This is a genomic window from Neobacillus sp. S1115 (assembly GCF_055385565.1).
On sequence record NZ_AP038275.1, the window covers coordinates 4,143,528 to 4,167,641 of the forward strand.

Below are 24,114 nucleotides of genomic sequence, written 5' to 3' on the forward strand. Positions count from 1 at the left end.
TATTAGTCATCCTTTCCAACAAAGATTTCATGCTCTTCTTCTTTAAAGGACCTTACATTTTTATTCGCATGCATGCCAATGGCCGTACCGACCACTAAAGTGATGACTACAAGTGCAAAGCCGATTACAACCTCCATCCCCCCACCCTCCTTTCTTTATAAAATCCCAATAGAAAGATTGAATAACACTATAATTCCAGCTTTACTCCGCTCACCTTTTGCTCAAGCATCTTCTTAAGGACAGTACCAATATGAGCACCAGCCTCGACAGGCGGAGTTCCAAGCGGGTGAATATTCGAAATGACATTGCGGTCGGATTCAACCACTCCTTTTCGCGGCCGGTAGCACATATAGGCACTCATCGAACTAGCCGAGACCAGCCCAGGCCGTTCGCCGATTAACAGGACCAACACCTCCGGCTCAAGAATCTCGCCAATATGATCCATGCAAGCTACCCTGCCCCCTTTAACAAAAAACGGGGTTCCAGCGGAAAGGTTATTGATTTTCAAAGAATCCAGTAAGGCCGGATAAACATCCTTTAAATTGGTTTCCACGGCACTAGCGCTTAATCCGTCTGAAACGACAATTTGCACCTGCGGGCGATGGATGCATTTTTCTTTTATGGTCCTGACAGCAATATCGGTTAAGATGCGCCCTTTATCAGGCCTTTTTAAATACGTTTCCTTGTTTTCATAGCATGTTTCAACGGTAAATAATTCAAATTCCGCAAGGGTTTTTTCAAGGACCTCGCCCCCGACCGCATCAATTGCCGCCGCATGGTCAAACTGCAGCTTTAACATCGTTTTCGTGAGCGGCCGGGTTCCAGTCCGCCAAACGCCAATCCTAGCCGGTGTAGAGGCAATTAAATCCGATACCCCCTCCTGATATACAGCTGCCGGAATAGAGGTCTTCCAGTTGTTCTCAGAAAATATCAGTCCTTCTTCATTGGTTTTCGGAATTTCTTCTGCTTTAGTTTCAGCGGGAAAGTTCCTTTGAAGTTCCTCCATTACTTTTTGAACAATAAATTCAATCTCATTCTCCTGCACTCTCTCCCCCTCCTTTCCTTACATAAACAGTGTCGGATCACCGGCTCGCTCGGTTAATATTCCGCTCTCCATAATTCCCATCTTCTCAAGCCATTTTTCAAAAAAAGGCGCAGGTCTTAGGCCCAGCACCCTTCTGACAGAAGCAATGTCATGGAAGCTGGTCGATTGATAATTCAGCATGCAATCATCCGCCATCGGAACGCCGATGAGGAAATTGACACCGGCCGAACCAAGGAGGACGGCGAGATTCTCCATATCATTCTGGTCGGCTTTCATATGGTTTGTATAACAAACGTCGACACCCATGGGAATTCCTTGCAGCTTCCCCATAAAATGATCCTCAAGCCCGGCCCTGATAACCTGTTTGCTGTTGTAGAGATATTCCGGCCCAATAAAACCGACTACGGTGTTGACGATAAACGGCTTATATTTTTTTGCAAGCCCGTAGCAGCGGGCTTCGAGCGTTACCTGGTCAATGCCATGATGTGCATCTGATGAAAGCTCCGACCCCTGTCCCGTCTCAAAATACCACAAATTCGGCCCTGCTGCCGTTCCCTCCCTTTGGATCAAATCATTCGCATCATCCAACAGTCCGACGCTGATGCCAAACGCTGTGTTCCCCGCCTCCGTCCCCGCCAGGCTTTGAAAAAGCAAATCGGACGGCGCACCATTTTTGATGGCCCGCATTTGGGTCGTGACATGTGCAAGCACACAATTTTGCGTAGGGATTTGAAAGCGGTCGATTTCCTCTTTAGTCATCTGTAAAATTTGTTTTACACTTTCGGCTGAATCAATAACTGGGTTAATCCCGATCACTGCATCACCGATTCCATAACTGAGCGCTTCATATAGAGAGGCTCTGATTCCTTGAATACTGTCAGTGGGGTGATTCGGCTGGGCCCTGCCAGCAAGCGTGCCCTTATGGCCAACCGGATAATTACACTGGGTCACGACCTCGATTTTGGATGCTGCTTGAATCAAATCCAGGTTGGACATGATTTTAGCTGCGGCAGCGACCATCTCACTCGTCAGTCCCCGGCGGATCCGGCTGATTTCCTGATTTGTTGTAGATTCAGCCAGCAGGATCTCACGCAGGTCGCTGACAGTCCAATTGGCGATAGATTGATAGATATTTTGATTAATAGATTCTTCTATTACACGGGAGACTTCATCCTCCTCAGGTGGCAGCACAGGGTTATTGCGGATGTCACTCAGGGTCAGATCAGCCAGGAGGTGGCGTGCGGCAAGCCGCTCCTGAGCGTCATTGGCGGCAATACCCGCCAGTTGGTCCCCCGACTTTTCTTCATTCGCCATCGCTAGAATCTCTTTTAAGCTATTAAATTGATATGTTTTATTAAGTAAGGTAATTTTGGTTTTCAAATTTCACTTCACCTCCCAGTTTCTTTTTCATTTTAAGTGGTTAATGAGGATTTACTCGTCAGTTCGGCCAATTTACTCGCCGGTTTTCCGGTTTACTCGCCAACTTTGGTATTTTACTCGCCGATTCCCCGGTTTTACTCGCCAACCAGCTATTCCCCGGTTAGGAAAACGCCAGCGTCTTCACAACAACGGGCACCATTGTATCATTCAACGGCTCACCAATATCAATATAGTCGCCGTACTCAACCACCACCTGGTCAATACAAATCACGTCCACATCAGCCGCTAACTGCAGTCGCAGCGCCTGCCCCAAGGCTTTGGCCATGTCATTTTCACAGACTACGACAAGGGCTGTTGCCCTAGGAAAAAGTCGTGCATAGACCTTTCCGAGTACTTCCGCCAGTTCCTTTAGCTTTAAATAAGGCAAATAGGGCATTTCCGCTAAACTAATCGCAAATGGCACTTTAGAATTTCCATGGAACAATTCCTTCCCTTGAAAAAAAAGCCGTTCAATATACTGCTCCAGAGCCGTTTCTGAATAGCTCATTTTAACTACTGGGATGTTTCTTAGCGGCAGATGCTCAGGAGCAATCAATATCGTCGCCCCGCTGATTTTCGTTGTCTGCATGCCTGCCCCGATGACCGTCGCCCTCGAAGTTTGCGCGGCATCCACTACGGAAAGAGGATAGTTTTTTAAAGCTTTCATCAGTTCCGCAGCCAAAATCGGGCCGATGTCGTTATATTTCGCTGCATCTCCCAATGTCGAAGGCGGCACTTCCAATGCCAGTCTCCCAACCCCTCCAGAAATCATGACCTCATTAATCATCGGCAGTGTTTCCGACGAAGCACTGTGAACCAACGCCTTAACGGTACCTATAGGCATCTTCCCCAATAAACAGTCCAGCATGTCTTCGCACAACATAGAAGAAAGGTCGGAAAGCTGCTTTAATGTCAGTCGCATCCCCTTTTCCAGCAAGTAGTTTTTAGAAAAAAGCCAAGGCTGTAAAGATGCGGATACCGCCAAGACTTCACCAGCATAATCGATTTCGACCAGCCGGCCGCCAACATGAAAGGTAATCGTATCCAGCACTTTTCCTTGCTTAAAAAGGGCAACGTTGGCAGTACCGCCGCCGATATCGATATTGGCGACAATACCCTTCACCTTTTTTGAGTACTCAGAGGCACCCGAGCCCCGTCCAGCCAATACGCCTTCCAAGCTGGCTCCGGCTATCGCTACCACAAAGTCCCCGGACCGTTCCGCTAAATAATGCAGCAGAGCATCTGCATTTTTCTTAATCGCCGTTTCTCCCGTTATGATTACCGCACCTGACTTGATCTCCGATAGTGACAGTCCAATTCGTCGATATTCCTGTTCAAGCCAGCCCGCCAATGTCAGCAAGTCAATTTCATCTGCATTTTTCAAAGGAGTGGAAATAATCTCACTCACATAGTTGACCTTTCGATCAATAATATCAAAGTGTGGCAGGGCAAAATGACTCGACACCCTGCCTAACGTCAGTTCGCTTAAAATCAATTTCGTTGTACTTGTGCCAATATCAATGCCGACACTCTTTATTGCTTCCAAGCTCAATCTAAAGACCCTCCAGACCGCTATCTGTACTGCTCCTAAAAATTCAAATAAGATTCAATAGGGCCGCCTTCAAATCCGGTATTCCTTCAAGAGTGATGGACGAAATTTTATATATTGAATGATTTGACAAAACTTGCCTCAGCAGTTTTTCAGCCTTTTCCAAATCCGCATTTGGATGGTCTATTTTGGTGATGACACCAATAGGAATCAACGGAAATCCCTGTGCAAAATTTGGCGGCAGGAACTGCTCATGGCGAGTTGCGTCTTGAATGATGAGGAGAATCCGCGCTTCCAATGCTGTCGCGATTAATGAACGGTAAAACAATGGATTTTCACTATACTCCCCAGGTGTGTCAATGATCCAATCCATATAGTTTAGTGCCTGTGTTTTGACAGCGGGTGTCGGGTCCTCAAGCAGTCGTTTGGTTAACGTAGATTTTCCTGACCCAACTGGACCAATTAACATCACTTTCCCTTTTTTCATGACTTGGTGATCTCCGCTGGTTCAAATTTCAAATGCCTGCTCAGGAATTGATTGATGGCTTGGATGGCCATTTCTACATTAGAGACCGTTCCGCAGATAACAAGCGACCCGGTAAAGCGGTCTAAGTACCCAATATCGACATCTGCTGCTTTGGTAGCAATATCAGCGGCAATTATGGCGGTCTCTGTTGGTGTCAATGTCAAAATTCCAATCGCCCCCGCTTGACCAATTCCAAGCTTTGTATATAAGGCTTCATCAGGATTGGCAATAATGTGTGCCAATGTCAGCTGCTTCCCCGGTACATATTCCTGAATGACGCGCTGTTTTTTCTCCATCCATTCTTCACACCTTTAAACGCTATTCTTCCCCTTCGCCTACCTCAAGAGAATCGACAATTCCAACTACAACTGCATCGATTGGGGCATTTTTTGAAAAAATAGCCCTTGCCGGACTGCCTCGTGAAACAATTACACGCTCACCGCGGCCGGCCCCAATTCGATCAGCAGCTATAATTGGAGCCCCTGCCGGCTCCCCTTTCCAGTTGATGGGCTCAATGATCAGCAGCTTCAGTTGGCTCATGCCATCCTCCTTTTGAGTAGCCCAAATGCTGCCCATGACCTTCCCAAGAATCATCCACCCGCCCCCTCTTCAATGACTTTTACCCCTTTTTCCCTCAGAAAATCCTTTGCCAGCGGTGTCAGAATCGTCCCTTGCCTGATCATCAAAGTCTTCGAGATTCCCAGATTCCCAGCAAGCCATTCCACTGTTAACACCTTCCCTATAAAGGTCTCCCCGGATTGTTGGTCCTTTTTTTCTTGGAAAAACAAACTAATAATTTCTTTATGCATATAGGATTGCTTGAAAAAACGAATACCAAGGTTGGTGAGCTCCTGTTTATAGGTCTCAAATCGTTTCTTTAGTGGGAGCGGTAAATCCAGTGTTTTTAAGGTGCGGCGATCGGCCCGCTTGATACCTGAAGAATCATCGCCAACCATGACCGTTTTCTGAAGAACGAGGGCCGCAAAGATGATTTCCGATTTCACAGAACCCTTTAATCCTTGACAGACACGGGCGGCGTTATCCAAGTCGATTTCCGGGATGACAATGACATCATAATCCTTCGGCAGCTCAATCGGTGCTTTGGCATACTCGTCCGCTGCTATTACTTGCCCTGCCCCGGTAGCTTGGATATAGCTCCCCCCAAGCCATCCTGCCGTCTCACCGTCAAGCAACAGAAAATCATAATCTATTGGATGTTTTTTTAGGACCAACAATTGGTCAACAAAGGGCTCGTGCGCTGAGCTGTCACAAAATACAAACAGGACTTTTATTCTAGGAGTCTCTTGTTCGATAAGTTCACGGGCAATCCGTTCTACCAATTTCTGCAGCTGCCCTTTATCCATTTTTAACACTCCCAACCGCCATTTACGTTATGCTTTGCCCTTCCAGTTTCGGGAGGATCAGTTCAATATCGGAGTGCGGCCTTGGTATTACATGGACGGAAATGAGTTCTCCCACCTTCGACGCTGCGGCTGCCCCTGCATCTGTAGCAGCCTTGACAGCACCAACATCACCGCGGACCAATACCGTTACAAGCCCGCCCCCGACCTGAACCTTCCCTACCAGACTAACATCCGCGGCTTTCACCATCGCATCCGCAGCCTCAACTGCTCCCACTAATCCCTTTGTTTCAATCATTCCTAATGCCGACGTTTCTCGTCCCATTTTTGGAACCTCCTTCAATTTTTTAACTATCTATCCTAAAACATCTTATGAGGAGACTGAGCTATTTTTTGAATCGTGTCCGCAAAGGCCTCGGCTGCTGCTTTACAGGAGGATTGGCTTCCTGTCAGAAGCCCCCCGCCAAAGTTGGTTTCTGTCGGCGGTCCATAAAAAACACAAAGCCTTACGTCTGCCGCCTTCAACGCTGCGTCCAGCCCCACCATCGCCTCAAGCGGAGGAGCAATTAAATATGCCAGCGGTTCCCCCGTTTCAATCCCGGCTAAACTCGATAAAAACGAACCAGTTCGAGAAATTGTATGGGCAAAGTAAGCGTGATTCCCAGCCTCGTCCACCGCATAAAAAGCCGGACCCTCATTGATCATCCTTACAGCGACCTCCAAGCCGCTCTTCACTTCAGATGGTGTAGCCCCGCCTAAAATCCCAATAAACTCTCCTGATAATGGACCTGAAGCATGTGCGGCCCCGGCATAAAAAGACTTTGCATAGACGACTTCCACTGCGGCCATTTTGGTGGCCTCATCAATCGCAGTATAGCCGACATCATCACTCGTGCTGGTAACCAGCCCCAAGCTTTTGACGTGGTCCGGAACCTTCAATGCCTCTCTTAACCCTTCATCAACATTTGGTATCAGCTGACTTGCCAAGGCTTGGGCAGGTAATCGTTGTAGCCTCATGAGTTCCACTCCCTATTAGCAAAAAGGGTGCCCTGATGGCAGTATGACACTTCATCTAAGGCACCGATGCCAATCTCTATTCAATTTTGCTAGGTTACTACATCCTATTATTCTTATTTCAATTTATGCAAAAATTCCTAATTTAGAATTTACTCGATCATTTGATATATAAAAAGACCTTCAAAAAAAGGAAATGAAAGGAATGAACAGAATAAATAGATTAGAGGGAATCATCCTTATCAAAATATAAAAAAGGTGGTTTACAATGGTTAATGATTTTCGTTTTTCACATCGCCTGAAGGTCCGCTATTCTGAAATTGACGGTCAGAAGATTGTTTTTAACGCTCACTATATGACTTATATAGATGTAGCTGTTACTGAATATTTCCATGAGGGATTGAAGTTAGACTTTGAAGAGGCCGACTTTGATTTTGTTCTGGCAAAATCTACTTTGGAGTTTAAAAAGTCAGCAGAATTGAATGACTGGCTGAACATTTGGTGTAAAATCTCCAAAGTAGGCAACACAAGCATGACTATGAACTGCATGATTAATAGAGATGGGGAAGCAGACCCAATTCTATTAGCCGAAATTATTTACGTCAGCTACGATGCTAATACAAAAACAACCCGGCCAGTGCCGGCTCTAGTCCGCAATCGAATTGAAGAATTTGAGAACGGCTTATTGACCTCTAATGATTGAGTTAAATACCTGGTATGCACAAAAAAGGCGGCCGTCTTTTAAGCGGCCGCCTTTTTTGTGCATACTATTTTTTTAAAAATATCCGATTCGGTGCAAGGAAATAAAGACATTGCTGGCCAACCGCTTCTCTAGTCAGTTCCTCCCATGCTCCCTTATAAAAGGCGAGCTGGCTGCTATAAAAGTCACGAAGCTTTTCATAATCCTCATCACGGACAGCCCGGTCCGTCTTATAATCGACAATGGTCCATTTGTCATTTATTTTATAAATTAGGTCAATGACCCCTTTTACATAGAAAGGATGATCGTCCTTGGGACCCTCAGTAATCTGTGAATAAAGCGGGTGGTCTTTAACCACTTTAAAAGTAAATGGCACTTCCGTAAGAACTTCATCTGCCATCTGCAGCTCGTCCCAAAGGGAGGAATTTTTAAATTGGTCTAAAAAGGCCGTGACTTCCGTCTCTTTTTCTTCAGCCAATCCATGTTTGGTTAACGCAATTTTAATATAATCCGTAACATCATAGCCCTGGACCGCTTTTTCAAAAACATCATGAACAACCGTGCCCCATTCCTTGCCGCCGCCGGATTCCCGCTCAATCGTAAGTTCTGAATAATCCTTGTCCTTTGTTGGCGTCCAATGATCGTAGGTCTTCATTTTGCTTGGTTCAAGCCAAGCAAGCTTACTTGAGGTTTTTGCCTGGAATTCACTGAGGGTGATTTCCTTTGGTACAGAATTATTGTCCCAGACATCTATTTCACGAACTTCGAGTTCCTCGATCGCTTCCATCGCAAACAGAATATTCCATGGGTTTTTCTTGTTATTCCCGTTTGAGCTGATAATCAGAGCTTTCTCAGCACGGGTGGCGGCCACATAAATGATCCGAAGCTCTTCCTCCGTAAGGTATTTTAGCTCCTCCGCTTTATGAATCTCCCACTCCTTGGGTATCGCCGTCTCCCGGGACTGGTAGCCGTTATCCACCTTAAACATGAAGTACCCTTTTGAAATCAGGTCCTCACGTTTAATGTGCTTTGATAAAAACGATTCTGGGCTAACCGACTTGGCAGGATGGGCTAAAAAGACAATCGGTGCCTCAAGTCCCTTTGCCTTATGGACATTCATGATGCGCACGGCATCTGCTTCTTCTTCCAAATTGGCGACAACCGATTTTTCAAAAATCATTTCGGTAAGGGTTTCTATCACCTGCTTATAGGTTGTCTTTCCTCCCGCCTCCTGTTTTCTCAAGGCCTCAAGCATTTGCAGCAGGCTTTTATAGGTTCGTTTGCCACGTTCATTCATTAATAGCAAGGGGTAGAAACCGACATCCTCGATAATTTTTTCAATCGCAGCTGTTGGCGGCAGGTTGCGAATCATTCGTTGATAATAGTTTAGTTTCGAAATGGCAGTTTCAAATTTATCCTTAACATCTAGAGACAAATCTGCTGGAATCTCCGTATACAGCGAAAACCTCCCTTTGGCCCTCTTCCATTGATACAATTCATCATCACTGATTCCAAAGAAAATCCCGCGGAGGACGGCAACAAAGCTTACCTCATCAGTTGGGTCGAGGAAGGATTTTAAGAGAATCCATAGATCCTGAAACTCTCTCGTTTCACCAAGAATGACCTCGCCGCTGATGCTGACAGGAATGCCGGACTCCTCTAAAACTTTCGCATAAACAGCAACCCCGTCATTGTATCTAGTCAGCACCATAAAATCACGTGCCCGATGACCTTGCTCGATAAGATTCCGAATCGAAAGCGCAATATTTTCGGCATCCTTATGGATGACTTCCTCTTTCTTAGAAAAATCTGCCGGGACGGTCAACCGCTTTACGCCTGAAAATTCGTTTCCTGAATCTACGTGATAAGAGATCAATGGACGGTATGCCGCTTGGTAATTGGTCTCCACTTCTGGCAGATGACGTTCAAAAACCGTATTTAATTCGGTTGTCACCGAATCTAAGGTACGGAAGTTCGTCGTCAGCTGCAGCACTTCCCCGCCATGCTCCTCAATTAATTGTTTGACTCGGTTATACGTGTCAATATCGGCCCGGCGGAAACGATAAATGGCCTGCTTTGGGTCCCCGACGACAAAAAGCGAGCCCGGTTTTGGCTTACAATTTGTCCAGTTTTTCTCAAGCGGGTCCTCACCGGTTAGATAGAACATAATCTCTGCCTGCAGGGGATCGGTATCCTGAAATTCATCGACGAGCAGGTAACGGTACTTTCCTTGAAAATAACTGCGGACCTCAGTGTTTTCCTTCAGCAGCCTGGATGTATGCATCATTAGGTCCTGAAAATTTAACAAGGAGCGTTCTTTTTTTAGCTGTTCGTATGTCTGAACCGCACCCTTTAGAACGGCAATAATCTTTGGATGGCAATATTCCTTCCAGGCTTGAATTAGAGGCTTGATTTTCACCGCGAATTCGGATGAAATTTTCTCTTCGTAAAATTTGGCATCTTCCTTGGACGGCCAGCGGTTATAGGTTGGCTTTATATTCTTATCGAATAAGCTAAAAATATCAATGATGTCCGGTTCCATCGGAGAATCCAAAAACCTTTCCCTTTGCACGGCCAGCAAAATCGTCTTTTGCAGGGTATCATAGCCCTTTTCCGGCTCCTGTTCCGGTACGCTTTTCCGTGCTTCTCTAATGATATTCATAAAAGATTGGTAGTCCGCGAGCATCTCTGGTTTCGGTACAGATTCTGCGACCCACTCTACATCAGAATATTCCTTTACATTCTTTAGCCACGGAAACAGGTTATCCGTTGAGATACCTAATCGTTCCATTTCTTCAAGCGGACCGGAGTCGTAATCCATCAAATCTTGGAGATACTTTTGCCATGCTTCCTCCAAAACATCGGCATCATCCGACTCCTCAAGTTCTTTAAAGGTTAAGTCCAATTTTGCCTCAATTGGCCGCTCCCTTAGCAGCTTGGCGCAAAAGGAATGAACAGTGCCAAGAAAGCAGCGTTCGATATTTTTCAAGGCCTCTCCCAAACGGAATTCAGCATCAAGATCCGTTTCCTTATTCCAAGTCTCTTCTAATTTAGCTTGAAAGCGGACCTTCAGCTCATCTGCAGCTTTCCTGGTAAAGGTAATGGCGACAATCTGGTGAATTTCAGCACTTCCGGTATAAATAAGGTTGACCATCCGGTCCACAAGGCTCGTCGTTTTCCCTGAACCGGCGCCTGCTTCCACCAAAAAATTCGTTCCAAGTTCATGCTTAATTTTCTCGCGGGCAGCTTGGTCAAATACCACCTTAGTCATAGGCCCGCACCCCCTTTAACTTCTGGTTAGATTGTTTCATTTCAAGGGTATCTTGATTGTAAAAATGGCGGCGGCAGACAAGCTTAAATTCACAGTACTTGCAATCCTCTACATCATCCGTCATTTCAAAATGTCCATGTTTAATTACATCAATTAATTTTTCCAAAATATCTAACCCATTGGTTCTGAGGATGGCATCCTGTTTCCTGGTATATCGCTCGGCCATCCCCTTTACGGTTGGGAAATAATAGGAACTTTCTTCCACGGCCCCCTCACCAAGCTGGAGATGCTGCTCAATTGCCAAGGCATAAATCATATGCTGAAGCTGACGGCCGCCTTTAAAGGCACCATTTTTCTTATATCCGTAGGTGCTTCCTGTTTTGTAGTCAATGATGTGGTAGGTTCCGTCACTTGACTTATCCACACGGTCAATGATACCGGAAATCCTCAATTCTCCTGAAGGAAGCTGGATGACTGCAGGTTCTTTTCCGCCTATTCCAAAGGAATATTCAAAGTCAATCGCCTCATAGTCTTCGCTATGGCGCTCCTCTTCCTTAAGAAAAATTTTGCAGCATTCCAGAAAATCATTCATTTCCCTTAAAAAAATGCGTTCATTCGGCGGCGGCAGCACTTCCTTTTGCTGCTCGATTAAACTAGTTGCTAACGCTATGAGCTTGTCTAAATGAAGCGCATAGGAAGGCTTCGCATTTTCCTTTTTTAACTGCTTATAGAAATTTTCAAAAATGCTGTGCAGGAGACTTCCCCTCGAGGCAGGATCCAGCCATTTGTTGGCATTAAACGAAATTTCCTCAATTGGTTTGACGCGCAGCACTTCTTTTAAGAAATAAGAATATGGACACTTGGCAAGGGTTTCAAGTTTTCCGGCGCTCATCGTTTTCTTCTGATTAAGGAGCGGGTCATCTTCATTCGCGTCAATCTGTACAATGCCGTCAAATTCCGAATATCCACTTGAATTCCGCTTGATTTCCGCTGCTATCCCCTGCTCAGCATTTGAAAAACACCCAAGAATTCCACCTGTTAATCGGACAGGCTGATTGCTGGCTAATTTTTCATTCCAGTAATCTTTATCATCCAAAATATCGCCTGCAATGATGGAGGTTGGAAGTAATTTTAATGCTTTAAAGTCTGCATTTTGATCTCCAGTCATAAGGCGGTAACATTGCAGCACCACAAATGCCGGATTCATGACACGGTTATCAGTGATATCAAAATGACAATAGCTGACTGTTACGGTTCCGGCAGTTTGTGCCATTACCTGCAATAAAGTATATAAATTGATCTGGCCCTTTTCGCTCTGCAGCGGCAGGATGCTGCTTAGTTTTCTCCGTTCCAAATCTAAGAGCAGCGGGTCCTCACCGGCATTACCTGGAAACTTTTTATTATCGAGACCCACAAAAAACACGTTAGTGCGATTATTGTAAGTTCCATTTTTATAGGAGGTTACATGTAGATGCCCCGGTTTCGGTCTTGATTGCTGAACACGCATCGACAGCAGCAAGTCCTTCACCTTTTCAATTACGTCATATTTAGGCAAGGCTTCGTCTGCGTATGGAATAATTTTTTCAATCTCCTCCAGCAATGCAGTTTTACTAATCTCATCTAAACCTGAGCTGGTTTTGCAGAAATTTTTTAAAATATGAGCAATACCTGTTAAGCATTTTTTATAGTTGATTGTTAAATCAAAGGCCGGCAGCTTTCTGAAAATGGAAGAGAACCACTGCTTTAACCATGAAAATTCCTTTAATCGAGTTTCATAGTATGGGCTTTCAGAGTTTAAATTTTCAATTTCCGCAGCTAGACATGCCCCATACCTCTCCTCTGACCAACCAATCTGTAAATCCCTTAAAATCCTGGCCATTCTTGTTTTTGACGGGGCCTCATCATCCAATTCGAGGAGCCCTTCATTTAATAAATCAAGAAATGCTTGTACACTATAGTTCGACTGAATCCACCCAAGCAGGCCTGAAACCAGACGGCCGGGACGGCTGAAGGAAATCGGCAGCCCTTCCCCGTAAGTAACCGGAATGTCTATTCGCTGGGACAAATGATAAAAAAGGGTAACATAGGAATCAGCGCTCGTATAGTAGATGACATTTTCATCAAGCGAAGATTTGGACTTTTTGATCTGCTTCAGGATTTGTTTCACTTCCAGTTCTTCCGTTTTTGCGGTGAAAATATGCAAATCAGGCTTACCGCCTGCCTTATCCTGTTGATAAAGATAGCTAAGTGGTGAGGGCTCACCCCAGCGAACAGAACTCAAGCTTGTCCGCTCAGGTAAATCGATGCCGAAAACGGGTGCCAGTGGCAGTTTAGCGGTGTTTTCTGGCAGAATATTTTTAAGAAATTGTTCTTCGAGTTGTGACAACTGTAAATTAGACTGCAGAATAAACAATTTCTTTTCATCAATTAGGGCATATTCCATTGCTTTAGTTAACAGGTCAGCTCTGTCGATGAATGTATTGGCTTGCAAAAGCTCTTCATATCCGGCAAGAATTTCAGCCATGTCCTCAGCTTTGGCTGGTGCCACAAATGCGTTCAAATTCAGAGTCTCTTTGGTATAACCTGAGAGCCGCAATGTTTGAATTGCCAAGAAAATGGCATGGCTGAAGGACGGGGTAATCTCCATTCCTGAAAAATAATGGAGAGCCCCCTGTTCCTTTAATCTTTTGAGCAGTGTATACGTAAAATGTACCCCCACCGTCTGGTCAAGCATTTCCGCAGGCTGGTCTGCATTCAGTTCCACTAGGCTCCTGGCCATATCCAAAACCGTCCGATATTTAAGATTAACCGCCTGGAAGTCTTTTTTTATAAAGGCTTCGTTTATTTGTTCTCCAATTGTATGCGATTCGACAATGACAATTTTCTCGCGAAAGGGATCTCTCATACAAATTTCATTAAGTTCTTTTACTAAAGATTCCATAAAAAAATCTCCTTGTATCAATTTACAATTAGTTACATTTTTATTATCTCACATTTCCTTCCAAATGGTTTACCATTTTTGGTAAAACTAAAAAGAGGCGGGCTTTAAGACCATCCTCTATTCATAGGTTTGATTCATTTTTTGAATTTCCGCTTTTATTTCTTCCACTAAATCCTGAGGCTCAAGCACCTTTACATCACTTCCCCAGTTAAGGAGCCAGCGGACAAGACCCTCGCTTCTGTTTGCTTTTACCCTAAGCCAGCCAAATTCTTCATCAATTTTTTTCATATCGGCACCAAGCCCAAAGTAATCGATCATGACATTCACCAAGGACTGTTTAAACTTCAGTGTAATCCACTGTTCTTTCCCAGCGTACATATTAAAGGATTTGTTAATGTAATCAGAGATATTGATATCAGCCTTAAGGAAAAAATCCTCCGTGCATTGGACATTCCGCATTCGGTCTACCCGGAAATGGCGGAACTTCTCCTCACCGTTTAAGATCCCTATCAAATAGTAATAATCATTTTTCCAAATGAGTGCGTGCGGGCTGACCTCATAAAATTCACCATTGCGCTGGAGGACAAAATTTTTATCAATATCGTATTTACCATATTGAAACTTAATTTTTAAATTTTCATTAATTGCAATTTGAATTTGATCAATTTCGTACCGCAGCTGCTGGTAGGTACTGCGAATCGAACTTTCATAATGTGTCGGATTCGGAAGCTTGGCTGCAAGATGCTTGCTGGTCAGACCCTTCACCTTCTCAATCAACTGTTCTGCCTCTTTTTTTGTAATAAAACGTGCTGAAAGGATAGCGTTAATTAAAAGTCTCAATTCGTACTGCTCGAAACGCTTATTTTTATGACTGTAATATTTCTTCCCAGCAGCACCCCTGGTAACAAATATTTCGAAACGCTGGTTAGTTAAATCCTCTATGTCACGAAGAATGGCACGCTGTTCAAATTCAAAGCCCGGCCCAAACTCCTGACGAAGTCTTTCAATGATTTCTCCCATTGAAAGCTCGTTCGTTTCATCTGTTTCATTAAATAAAATTTCCCGCAACTTAAGCAGACGCTCTCCGCTTGGAGGCTTAGCCATCTAGATCACCTTTCTATTAAAAAATTCCTTCTACCAGAATTCTACGTTAGTACTCATTTTACCTTCATGAAATATATTTTGGAAACTCGGACATAATAACCTCGATTAAACTTGAAGGGATGGGATGTTTGATGTCGTTAGAATGGTTTGACCGAGTTTGCAGTGAATTACAGGATCATCTTGAATCGATTTGTGAAGAATACGATCAAGCTGGCCACATGAAGATTGAGAGAGCTGCCAAGCATCCTAGGGTTGAGTTTTTTGTGGAGACCGCAGATGTTGATACTGAGGAACTGGACCGAGATTACTTTTGTACGCTGTTTTTTGACCCGCAAAACGAAGAATTTTATATTGACAGTTTCGATGTTGACAGTGGTCATACTGCAAAAATCATTCTTTCAGACATTGAGGAGATTGTCGATGAGGTACATGAAAGTCTCCATGATTACATAAACGGCGAGGACTATTTTACCGATGATGGGGTTTATCTTCAATCAGATGATGAATATTGTGAAGAAGATGAATTTGAAATGGCAGATGATGACGAGGAGTATTTTGAAGGCGCACAAATAAACCGGGATGAAATTTTTGAAGAAATTGACGTCGAATGGTCCACCCCAGAGGTAACAGCCTTCAAACATGAGGATGAAGTGGAAGTAACTTATCAGTTTGGCGTGGTTCAGGAAACCGGTGACGGTGTACTGAAGCGGGTAAACCGAATTTGGACAACCGAGGACGAGTTAATCAAGGATGAATCGCACTTTATTTTTAGCAAAGAAGAGGCGAGCACCATCATTGCGATGATTGCCAGTCATATGGAACAGTTAAGCGAATTTGATTTTTAAAATATCGGAAAAGGGTGCTTTTTTAGAGCACCCTTTATTAATCAACCGTATAATCAATCTGAATTAGATCCCATGGTGTAATAATGCCAAGCGGCTTTTCACCCGCATTTCCATTTTCCGTGATCACGACTGCTTCTAATTTATTCTTCTTTTTATGAGCCTTCTCAAAAATGTTTTCCACCTGGAATAAATTAATTTCTTTTGAAATGAACTCTATTGACTGTTTCTTTTCAACCATCATAATATCTGCAATCCGAACATCCGCCAGATTGACGATGCCGCTTTCCATATGCAGTGCCATCCATTTCATAATCGAGCCAGCAGTCAAAAGGCCGATGCATTTTTGATTTTTATAAATCGGAAACTTCGAATATCCATACTGTTTAATGGCAGCCGTTACCTTTAAAATACTATCGTTTTCATCAAAGAAAACAACGTTCTTGGTTGCAATCGTAAGGGCGTAATTCGGCCTGCTTAAGATATTAGCAATTTTTTCGATATGATGGACCACTTTAGCATTGGGTTCTGCAATATAGAAGCCAACCTCCATCTTTTCGTGAACAATCGCATTCCGAAGTCTGGCATATTGCTCCAAATCCTTTTTAAAAGTTTCGATGACTTGATACTTTTTTGCTCCTACCTTCACTAAAACAACAAATCTTTCATCATTAATCTGGACAATATCCCGAAGCGCATTATGAACCTGATTAAAGGCGACCTCGAAGCGCTCGGAAAGAAGCTGATCCTGTTTATTTGCCGGTTTCATTGTTCTCTCCCGTGTGAATGCTTTTTTCTCTATTATACATTCTTTCACAGGTGGGAAATCAATAGAAAATACTTGTTAGTAACTCCCCCACACTTTCAATATCATTTCAATTTCCTCTTTATGCGAGATGCCTTCATCATCGGGGGTTTCTAAAATCAATGGAATTTCTTTGAAAATTCTTGATGTTACAAGCTCCTTTAATTCATCCTCGTCAATCAATCCATTGGTTTGAAAAATGTTAGCATGCCTGTCTTTCCTAGAACCCGCCGGATATTTTGAGTTATTCAAATGGATGGCTTTCAAATAGTTAAAATAATTTAATTCCTGCCCTTTTTTAAAAAACTCTTCTGTGTTTTCCCCAGCCCACAGCCCGCTGGCAAAGGCATGGCAGGTGTCAAGGCAAAAGCCGATTTTTTCAGGATACTCACACAGGTTACGGATTTGCACCAATTCCTCAAAGGTTGTACCAAGTGCCCCCTTTGTTCCTGCATTGTTTTCTAATAGAATCAGACACTCCCCATCCCATTTACTCAAGACCTCGTTTAACATCTCTAGCATTAAGTGATAGTTGGCCAGCGGGTCCGTTTTGCTGATTTGGCTGCCAAAATGAACAACAACACCAATGGAACCGCAGGCATTAGCAATTTCCAAGTCGTTAAGCAGTGAAGATATCGTTAAATCTTTTTTTCCTTCTAAAGGGGTAAGGCTTGTTGAATAAGGGGTATGGGCCACTGATTGCAGACCATACTGCCGGCAAAACTCCTTGCAGCTATTTGCATCGTCACGGTCAAATTCCTTTATGGAAAGGTTTCGTGGGTTCTTTGGAAAATATTGAAAAGTAGATGCCCCGTTCGCAACCGCCCGTTTTGCCGCTCCTAAATATCCGACCCGAATACTGACATGACTTCCTAAAATCATTTCAATCCCACCGTACACTTTATTTATGTTAGATTGCACACAGCTGGAAAAATCTATTCTTTCTTCCATGTTTAGTGTAATATTGGTTGGATACTACTTTTCTAAGGAGCCGATATGCGAACTATTACTCTTTCAAATGGTCAAACAGTAGAAGTAGAATGCTTAAGCTGTGCCTTAACGAGCGGGCTGATTCATCCGGATGGCGGGGTCATTATTGAAACCGAACATTTTCATGCCCATCAGGATGTCGCCTATCCTATTGAAGGCCTAGTTATCTTGGCATCGAAGAGACATATTAAATGCTTTGATGAACTGACAGATGCAGAAAAACTCGATTATATTAATCTACTAACAAAAATCAGAAAAGCCCAAAGAGATAAGCTTGGTATTGAGTATGTTTATTACTTTTACAACGAGGACACTACCCACCATTTTCATACCTGGCTTGTACCCCGCTATGAATGGATGTATGAGTTTGGCCGTTCCGTTGAGTCTGTGAGACCGGTGCTGCTTCATGCCCGGAACAATATGAATGACGTAGAAAACAGGCGAAAGGTATTAACGGCGATTGAAGCATTAAAAAAAGAATTAAAATAACATTTTCATAAACCAAAATGATATAAATTAAATAAAAGACATATAGGGAGGAGAGTTTAAAATTGGCTAATAAATATTGCCCAATTTGCGGTGAAGCTAACGGATGTATGTCGGGTGCAGGAGAACATGGCAATTGCTGGTGTGATGCCGAGGTATTTCCTAACGAAATTCTTGAATTAGTTCCTGCCGAAAGTATAAGAAAAGATTGCATCTGCAAAAAGTGTTTAGATAAATTTCGGGAAGAGCATTTAAGCAAAACTATGATTAAGAAGTGATATAAAAAGGCAGTGAATCCCAAGTTTCACTGCCTGTTCATTACTGATTCGCCAATATTTTAACAAACTCATCTTCCAGCTTCTTCCCTTTATCTTCATCCATCAGGTTGTTTAAAATGATTGAAAAAATCAATATTTGACCGTTTTTTGTTGTTACATAGCCAGATAAAGAACTGACAGTGGAAAGAGTCCCAGTCTTTGCTTTTACCCTTCCTTGAACATCTGCGGTTTTCATCCGATAGCGAAGCGACCCGCCAGCCATTTTTTCAGGAACACCACTTACCGGTAATGAATTTAGATAAGAAGAGAACCACGATTCCTTTTGGACGGCAAATAGCAGTTTGGAAATTTCGTTTGCTGGAATTAAATCAACATGAGAGACGCCTGAACCGTCACGGATGACCATCGTTTTCGGATTTAACCCGAACTTCACCATTTCCGACTCCAAAACCTCAAGCCCCTTTTCCCAAGAGCCTTCACCGAGAACAACCTTTCCCATTTCCTTTACCAACACCTCAGCATGAACATTATTGCTGAGTTTCATAAAGGGAACAAGCAGTTCTGACAATGGAATTGATTTGTGGGTAATAATTAGTGTAGCGTTGTCAGGTACTTTACCTGTCTTGATACTCCCGGAAACCTTAATACCTTGCTCTGCTAATGATTGTTTTAGAAGCATCAATGAGTATTTTGTAGGTTCCCATACCCCCACCCACTCTTTGACTACTTTTGATTTTATCGGAATTGCGCCTTCAATGGTAATCGAATTTTTTGCATGTTTCCGTTTGATCGAAATCTCCTTTTTTCCTTTTTCCCCTACAGTAAAAGCTTTGTTTACTATTTTTACATAGCTTGTTTCTGGGATAACTTTTATATTCGGCTTTTCCCCTTCTTTAGAACCTGGGGTCACCATAATTTCTACTGACCCTGAATCGTAATCTGTAGTTGGCGAAGCTGTCAGTGCTGAAATCTGTGCCCCGTAATAAGTCGTTTCATCACTCCATGGCAGGTCAAGGGGGTACCGGATATCATCGAAGTGGGAATCATCAGCTATCAGGTTTCCTTTTATCTTTGTAATGCCCTGCTTCCGTATTTCTTTAGCTAGGTTGTCAAAATCCTCTTTCATCAAAGTGGGGTCACCTTTTCCCTTTATATAAAGGTTCCCTGCAAGTATTTTCTTTTTTACGGGACCATCGATATGTATTTCGGTCGGAAAGGTATAGTCCTTCCCTAAAACTTTCAGTGCAGCAGCGGCTGTTAGCAGCTTCATATTGGAGGCAGGGCGGAGCCGCACATCTCCATTATATTCATAAATCATCTTTCCATCTGCTGCTGACCGGATACTTATCCCGGCAATTGCCCCTTGCATCGTAAGGGAATTGCTCATTAGCTTCTTAATCTGACTTTCTATTACTACAGACTTACTTTCCGCAATAACCCTATCTTGATCTATGTAAGTAATAGTGGAAAATAAAATCACGAAGGAAAAAAGATTTCTTATGAACAATAAATTTCCATCCTTTCTTTTTTCCTTAGAGTTTGTCCAAAACCTCTTAAAAATAAATGTACATAGGCAAACTGTATAAGACGATTAAGTTTTAATAACAGCTATATGGTCCCTTATATAAGCCCAATTTTGTGGAAATGGAAGGGTGACTTGCCAAAATGTTGTTCCAGCTAATTGATAAATATCAAGCAATCGATACTTTTCAATCAAGCTCCTGATATCTTCAAACCAGACAATCCGTTCTTCCACACCACTCCAATAGCGGTACCAGGGCGATTTTGCAGAAAGGTCAATTTGAATAGGGGAACCAGTTGAGATTGCCCGATTTTGGGCGGCAAGAACGGACATAGCTTTTGTGGCATTCGTGCTGACTGCTTTATCATAACCATACAAGGCAATAGCCATTTGCAGTTTTCGTGGGGGGATTTGGGAAATGGAATACTGAATGACCTGCTCCATCCATGTTATTGGGGCAATGGGAGCAGGCGGGCCGCCGGGATATCCATAATCAATTGTCATAACCGCAACCATATCGGCCACCTGTCCGATTGCCGCATAGTCATAGGCCCCAATAATTCGATTAGTTGGGATATCCTCTGTTTTTGCATGAACATTCACGTGGAGAAAATGGTCCCCTAAACCCCTTTTTATTTCTGTTAAAAAAGAAATAAAATCCCTCCTTCTTGCAGGAGGAATAAATTCAAAATCAATACTCACTCCTTCGAATCCCCGCTGCTTAACAAGGTTGAGAATGCTAGCTACTAAATTCCGCCGAAATGTTATGTTTTCAAGCACCCTGCCTGCTAAATCTGGACTAAAGCCGGCAAGTGTAAAATTTCGGATCATTAATAGCGGTTTTATTTTTAATTGTTTACATCTTTCGACAAGTGCTGCATCCTCTATTTCCCTATAGGCAAATCCTTCGTCAGTAAAAGAATATGCTACAACAGCAAGATAGCTAAGCTGACCGGCAATCGAATTCAAGGTAATTATATTAGCGCTTTCAGAAGATGGCAAAATAAATCCGAGGGCAGCCATTTGTAATTTAAGTGGAGATGGAATATTAACGATTTGACCAATATGAAGTTGATCTGGTTGAATACCTGGGTTTGCAGCTAAAATAGAGGACGGAACCGTATGAAATTGAAAAGCCAAATTCCCAATTTGGTCACCCGCTTTAATTCGATAGAATCTAATATGAGGAAGGTTATCTGGAAGGTAGAGGGCAAGGCCTGGAACAACGACAGATGCGGCTACTAGCCCATTAAGATTTAGAATGGATTCAATTGGAACACTATACTTGTTTGAAATAGCCCATAAATCTTCTCCGGTTTGAACCACATGAACAGTCATAAATCCCCCTCCTTTCTAACATCATATGGGCAATTTAGCTTAAAATACTAATATCGGCAAAATAAACGCTCTATTTTTACTGCTAACATCCTTGCCTCTTATTTTCGGCCAAAATAAAAAAGGCCCCAAACCAGGCCTTTTAAAATTAAAACTCATCCTCATCATGCCAATATTTTTTAAACCGAGCACGGTAACAGGCATCACAGGTTGGAAATGGATGGTCCCAGGCAAGCTTTTTGCCGCAGTTCTTGCACTTTTTCACAAATTTCTTGATGTCGGTTTTCAACCTTTCCTGGACCTTGTCACTGATTTCCTCACGCAGACGTTCCCAATAGCTAGCTTCGGTCCGCTCACCCAACCTGTATAAAAATAATAAATGGAGACCGATTGCTTTATAGCTTAATTCCAGTTCCTCTAGACTGCCTTCCTTTACAATTGGTTCCGGAAGCTCCCTCCCCTGAACAATTGCATACATTGTATCTTCCCACTGCTTCACAAGCGCTTGTTCATTTTTGGAAAACGGCAGATGCAAAAAGCCGTACAAGTCTGTCAGTGTCAATCGCGCTTCGATTTCACTCCCGGCGATTTTTCTGTATAGTGACCTTTCCTCTGACAAGGAAGCCTTCTTCGTCCCTTTTGGGCTTTCAAATTTTTCCCACAGTACAAAGAATGTTTCCAAATCATGATAATAGCGTTGGAAACGTTCAAAAACGGACGACGTGGGAGCGATAGCAAACGTCTGGACCGGACGATCCTCCTGCAAGAGTAAAATCTTCATTTTTTTAATATCATTAGTAAAGGCCACCTTACCGACATCATAAATCCCCTTCCGTCCGGCACGGCCAGCTATTTGCTTCACTTCCTGAGAATTTAAAAGCCGCCTTCTCGTTCCATCAAATTTTTCATTTTCGAGAAAAACAATCCTGCGAATCGGCAGGTTCAAGCCCATCCCGATGGCATCCGTCGCGACAATCACCTTTGTTTTTCCTTCATTAAAAAGGTGAATTTGTTTTTTCCTTGTTTCCGGGGGCATGCTGCCATATATCATGCTGACCGAATGGCCGTCATTTTGCAGCCGAGATGCCATTTCCAATACCCGTCTTCTTGAAAAACAAATAAGAGCGTCCCCTTTTTTAATATGTTTAATATGAAATTCCTTCGATTCCACCTCAAGAGGGGTATCTCGGCTATATTCATTAATCGTGATATCGGAATCACCTAAAAGCTCAAGCAGCATTTCCTTCGAATTGCGGCTGCCAATGATATGGACTTCCTCCGCATTTGCTTTGGTGATGGCCTTATACCAAGAAAAGCCGCGGTCCTTATCGGTTATCATCTGAGCCTCATCAATCACGACGACTTCGTAATATTCCTTTTCATGAAACATTTCAACCGTACAGGAAATATGGCCAGCACCAAGGACAACCTTCTCTTCTTCTCCTGTTTTCAGGTTACACGGTGTGCCTTCAGCATTCAATTTATCAAATACCTCAAGTGCCAGAAGTCTTAGTGGAGCTAAATAGAGGCCACTCTCGGCCTGTTTCATCCGCTCTAAGGCATGATGTGTTTTGCCTGTGTTTGTTTCGCCAATATGCAGGACATAGCGGATGTGACGTAAGTTAAGGGAAGGGTCATATTCCGTACCGAAAATATCCCTCATGATCCGTTCTTCCTCGGCCCTTTTCCTGTCCAGCTCTGCCAGCTCTTCTGCCCGTTTTCTTTCTCTTTCCTCAAAATCTTGATCAAGCAGCTTCCGGTGAACTTCCTCATCAAATGGGATATCGACAAGCTTCAATAAGTCGGCAACGTATTCTTCTTGGATGTCCTCTAAATAATAACCAATTACATCATAAATCACATTAATCATACATTCTTTAACAAATGCTGCCGTGAGCGGCTTTATAAAAGCCTCATGATACCTATCTTTCAAATCCGCAGGCAATGCCTGTAATACTTTATTAGGCAGTAATTCTGAAAGATAATCCGAAATCAAGCTTTCATATACATAGTAGTAGGTCTCATATTCAAAATAGCTTCGCCCCCACTCGTGAGGAGGTTTATGGATATCACCGGTCAATTCCTCGAAAAAATCAGCAACCGTTTGATATGAAAACGAATTAAACGAACCTTCAGAGACTAATTTCTCCTCCAGAGCTACACGATCTATAGACTGAAATTTTGTACTCGATTCAAAATCGGCTGCCAATTGCTTTGCTGTGAATTGGCGTACATATAAGTAAAAACGAGTATATTGTTCTTCGATGATGGCAGCCGCTTCGTCTTCTATTGCTTCACGAAATTCTGCTTTTTCTTCTTCAAGCAGCCTTTCTTGCTCCCTAATTAGGAAGTTTTCTTTTGCCTGCTCAAAGCGTGTTTGCCAATCTTCCTCATGTCCTTTAAAGTTTTCAATAACCCAGGTAAGCGTATCGAAAGGCTGATACAACCTCATTTCATCACGAAACAGCTTGTTTATCAGCTTTCGGTCAACACCCTGGACCTCGTATTCTTTTTCACTCAAAAATTGCTTCTTTTCATTTTTCGAGACATCGTTCGTTACTTTGTTTAGCCACACATTGATCCAAATTTGTCCAATGTACTGGCCTCTGTCTGCCAGGTATTGCTCAAAAGAAGGCAGCGTTTCACTGTATTCAAAATAACGTTCCATATCCTGCAATACTTTTTGTTTCGTATGTTCAATTGCTTGAGGGTAAATAGCTTCGAGCTTGCTCATATAAATCCCTTCTTTAATATAGATATTTTCTTTCTTTTTGCAAAAATGTTATGTATAATGTTCAGTAAGAAGTGCATATAGTAAAAAAGACCGAGCATGACGACAGGTACTCGCTCGGCCATGCAATAGCTGGTTCCCATCAAGGGGATTCGGCAAAAGAAGGGCAAAAATCCACCGCTTATGCTTGCCGGC

22 protein-coding genes are annotated in these 24,114 nt (G+C 43.1%); 4 read left to right on the forward strand and 18 right to left on the reverse strand.

The genetic code is table 11. The annotated features are described in order from the left end of the window. Window positions 1-2 precede the first annotated feature (2 nt). From ACZ5B7_RS20015 to eutL, 10 genes are all read right to left on the reverse strand, one after another. Window positions 3-137 (reverse strand): hypothetical protein, encoded by a 135-nt coding sequence (locus ACZ5B7_RS20015; RefSeq protein WP_464490756.1) that lies wholly within the window; start codon window positions 135-137, stop codon window positions 3-5. A gap of 50 nt (window positions 138-187) precedes the next feature. Then, on the reverse strand, window positions 188-1,006 hold the full coding sequence (gene eutC / locus ACZ5B7_RS20020) for an ethanolamine ammonia-lyase subunit EutC (RefSeq protein ID WP_464494534.1): 819 nt from the start codon (window positions 1,004-1,006) through the stop codon (window positions 188-190). Between the two features lie 57 nt (window positions 1,007-1,063). After that, the gene (locus ACZ5B7_RS20025) at window positions 1,064-2,425 is read right to left on the reverse strand and encodes an ethanolamine ammonia-lyase subunit EutB (protein WP_464490757.1); all 1,362 of its coding nucleotides are present in this window, start codon (window positions 2,423-2,425) and stop codon (window positions 1,064-1,066) included. Between the two features lie 160 nt (window positions 2,426-2,585). Beyond that, window positions 2,586-4,016, reverse strand: coding sequence for an ethanolamine ammonia-lyase reactivating factor EutA (locus tag ACZ5B7_RS20030; RefSeq protein WP_464490758.1), 1,431 nt, complete (start codon window positions 4,014-4,016; stop codon window positions 2,586-2,588). A 43-nt stretch (window positions 4,017-4,059) separates the two neighbouring features. Continuing rightward, a complete protein-coding gene (locus ACZ5B7_RS20035; RefSeq protein WP_213148210.1) occupies window positions 4,060-4,500 on the reverse strand; it encodes a EutP/PduV family microcompartment system protein in 441 nt (146 codons plus the stop codon). Further along, window positions 4,497-4,835: an ethanolamine utilization microcompartment protein EutS gene (gene eutS / locus ACZ5B7_RS20040; protein WP_213148209.1), complete on the reverse strand. Its 339-nt coding sequence runs from the start codon at window positions 4,833-4,835 to the stop codon at window positions 4,497-4,499. Before eutS ends, ACZ5B7_RS20035 begins: the two co-directional genes overlap by 4 nt. A gap of 22 nt (window positions 4,836-4,857) precedes the next feature. Further along, a complete protein-coding gene (locus ACZ5B7_RS20045) occupies window positions 4,858-5,133 on the reverse strand; it encodes a EutN/CcmL family microcompartment protein (RefSeq protein ID WP_213121012.1) in 276 nt (91 codons plus the stop codon). Next, entirely contained in the window at window positions 5,130-5,903 is a 774-nt protein-coding gene (locus tag ACZ5B7_RS20050; RefSeq protein WP_464490759.1) for a hypothetical protein, read from the reverse strand. The genes ACZ5B7_RS20045 and ACZ5B7_RS20050 overlap by 4 nt, the downstream gene beginning before the upstream one ends. Window positions 5,904-5,925: 22 nt before the next feature. Continuing rightward, entirely contained in the window at window positions 5,926-6,225 is a 300-nt protein-coding gene (locus ACZ5B7_RS20055) for a BMC domain-containing protein (protein WP_213148206.1), read from the reverse strand. Between the two features lie 35 nt (window positions 6,226-6,260). After that, window positions 6,261-6,917 (reverse strand): ethanolamine utilization microcompartment protein EutL, encoded by a 657-nt coding sequence (gene eutL / locus ACZ5B7_RS20060; protein WP_464490760.1) that lies wholly within the window; start codon window positions 6,915-6,917, stop codon window positions 6,261-6,263. Window positions 6,918-7,182: 265 nt separating this feature from the next. Here eutL and ACZ5B7_RS20065 point away from each other — a divergent pair, with 265 nt between their 5' ends. Beyond that, window positions 7,183-7,617, forward strand: coding sequence for an acyl-CoA thioesterase (locus ACZ5B7_RS20065; protein ID WP_464490761.1), 435 nt, complete (start codon window positions 7,183-7,185; stop codon window positions 7,615-7,617). 64 nt (window positions 7,618-7,681) lie between these two features. Here the strand turns inward: ACZ5B7_RS20065 and ACZ5B7_RS20070 are convergent, their stop codons facing one another. The 3 genes from ACZ5B7_RS20070 to ACZ5B7_RS20080 all read right to left on the reverse strand — a co-directional run bounded on the left by ACZ5B7_RS20070 (window position 7,682) and on the right by ACZ5B7_RS20080 (window position 14,930). Beyond that, the gene (locus ACZ5B7_RS20070; RefSeq protein ID WP_464490762.1) at window positions 7,682-10,885 is read right to left on the reverse strand and encodes a UvrD-helicase domain-containing protein; all 3,204 of its coding nucleotides are present in this window, start codon (window positions 10,883-10,885) and stop codon (window positions 7,682-7,684) included. Next, a complete protein-coding gene (locus tag ACZ5B7_RS20075; protein WP_464490763.1) occupies window positions 10,878-13,826 on the reverse strand; it encodes a PD-(D/E)XK nuclease family protein in 2,949 nt (982 codons plus the stop codon). The genes ACZ5B7_RS20070 and ACZ5B7_RS20075 overlap by 8 nt, the downstream gene beginning before the upstream one ends. A 117-nt stretch (window positions 13,827-13,943) precedes the next feature. Then, window positions 13,944-14,930: a helix-turn-helix transcriptional regulator gene (locus tag ACZ5B7_RS20080; RefSeq protein WP_464490764.1), complete on the reverse strand. Its 987-nt coding sequence runs from the start codon at window positions 14,928-14,930 to the stop codon at window positions 13,944-13,946. Between the two features lie 131 nt (window positions 14,931-15,061). Between ACZ5B7_RS20080 and ACZ5B7_RS20085 the strand changes: the two genes are divergently transcribed. Beyond that, the gene (locus ACZ5B7_RS20085; RefSeq protein WP_464490765.1) at window positions 15,062-15,775 is read left to right on the forward strand and encodes a hypothetical protein; all 714 of its coding nucleotides are present in this window, start codon (window positions 15,062-15,064) and stop codon (window positions 15,773-15,775) included. Between the two features lie 37 nt (window positions 15,776-15,812). On the opposite strand, the gene ACZ5B7_RS20090 is transcribed toward ACZ5B7_RS20085, so the two are convergent. Further along, window positions 15,813-16,541, reverse strand: coding sequence for a CBS domain-containing protein (locus ACZ5B7_RS20090; protein ID WP_464490766.1), 729 nt, complete (start codon window positions 16,539-16,541; stop codon window positions 15,813-15,815). Window positions 16,542-16,616: 75 nt separating this feature from the next. After that, window positions 16,617-17,459 carry a deoxyribonuclease IV gene (locus ACZ5B7_RS20095; RefSeq protein ID WP_464490767.1) on the reverse strand — a complete coding sequence of 281 codons (843 nt, stop codon included), beginning with the start codon at window positions 17,457-17,459 and terminating at the stop codon, window positions 16,617-16,619. 114 nt (window positions 17,460-17,573) lie between these two features. Between ACZ5B7_RS20095 and ACZ5B7_RS20100 the strand changes: the two genes are divergently transcribed. Both ACZ5B7_RS20100 and ACZ5B7_RS20105 read left to right on the forward strand, forming a co-directional pair. Further along, window positions 17,574-18,056: an HIT family protein gene (locus ACZ5B7_RS20100; protein WP_423798721.1), complete on the forward strand. Its 483-nt coding sequence runs from the start codon at window positions 17,574-17,576 to the stop codon at window positions 18,054-18,056. Between the two features lie 62 nt (window positions 18,057-18,118). Next, window positions 18,119-18,331, forward strand: coding sequence for a cysteine-rich CWC family protein (locus ACZ5B7_RS20105; RefSeq protein WP_464490768.1), 213 nt, complete (start codon window positions 18,119-18,121; stop codon window positions 18,329-18,331). A 40-nt stretch (window positions 18,332-18,371) separates the two neighbouring features. Here ACZ5B7_RS20105 and dacB read toward each other — a convergent pair whose 3' ends face one another. The 3 genes from dacB to ACZ5B7_RS20120 all read right to left on the reverse strand — a co-directional run bounded on the left by dacB (window position 18,372) and on the right by ACZ5B7_RS20120 (window position 23,922). Further along, window positions 18,372-19,838, reverse strand: a complete 1,467-nt coding sequence (dacB, locus tag ACZ5B7_RS20110) for a D-alanyl-D-alanine carboxypeptidase/D-alanyl-D-alanine endopeptidase (protein ID WP_464490769.1) — start codon at window positions 19,836-19,838, stop codon at window positions 18,372-18,374. 84 nt (window positions 19,839-19,922) lie between these two features. Next, window positions 19,923-21,191 (reverse strand): glycosyl hydrolase family 18 protein, encoded by a 1,269-nt coding sequence (locus ACZ5B7_RS20115; protein ID WP_464490770.1) that lies wholly within the window; start codon window positions 21,189-21,191, stop codon window positions 19,923-19,925. A 145-nt stretch (window positions 21,192-21,336) separates the two neighbouring features. Further along, entirely contained in the window at window positions 21,337-23,922 is a 2,586-nt protein-coding gene (locus ACZ5B7_RS20120; RefSeq protein WP_464490771.1) for a DEAD/DEAH box helicase, read from the reverse strand. Window positions 23,923-24,114: the final 192 nt, after the last annotated feature.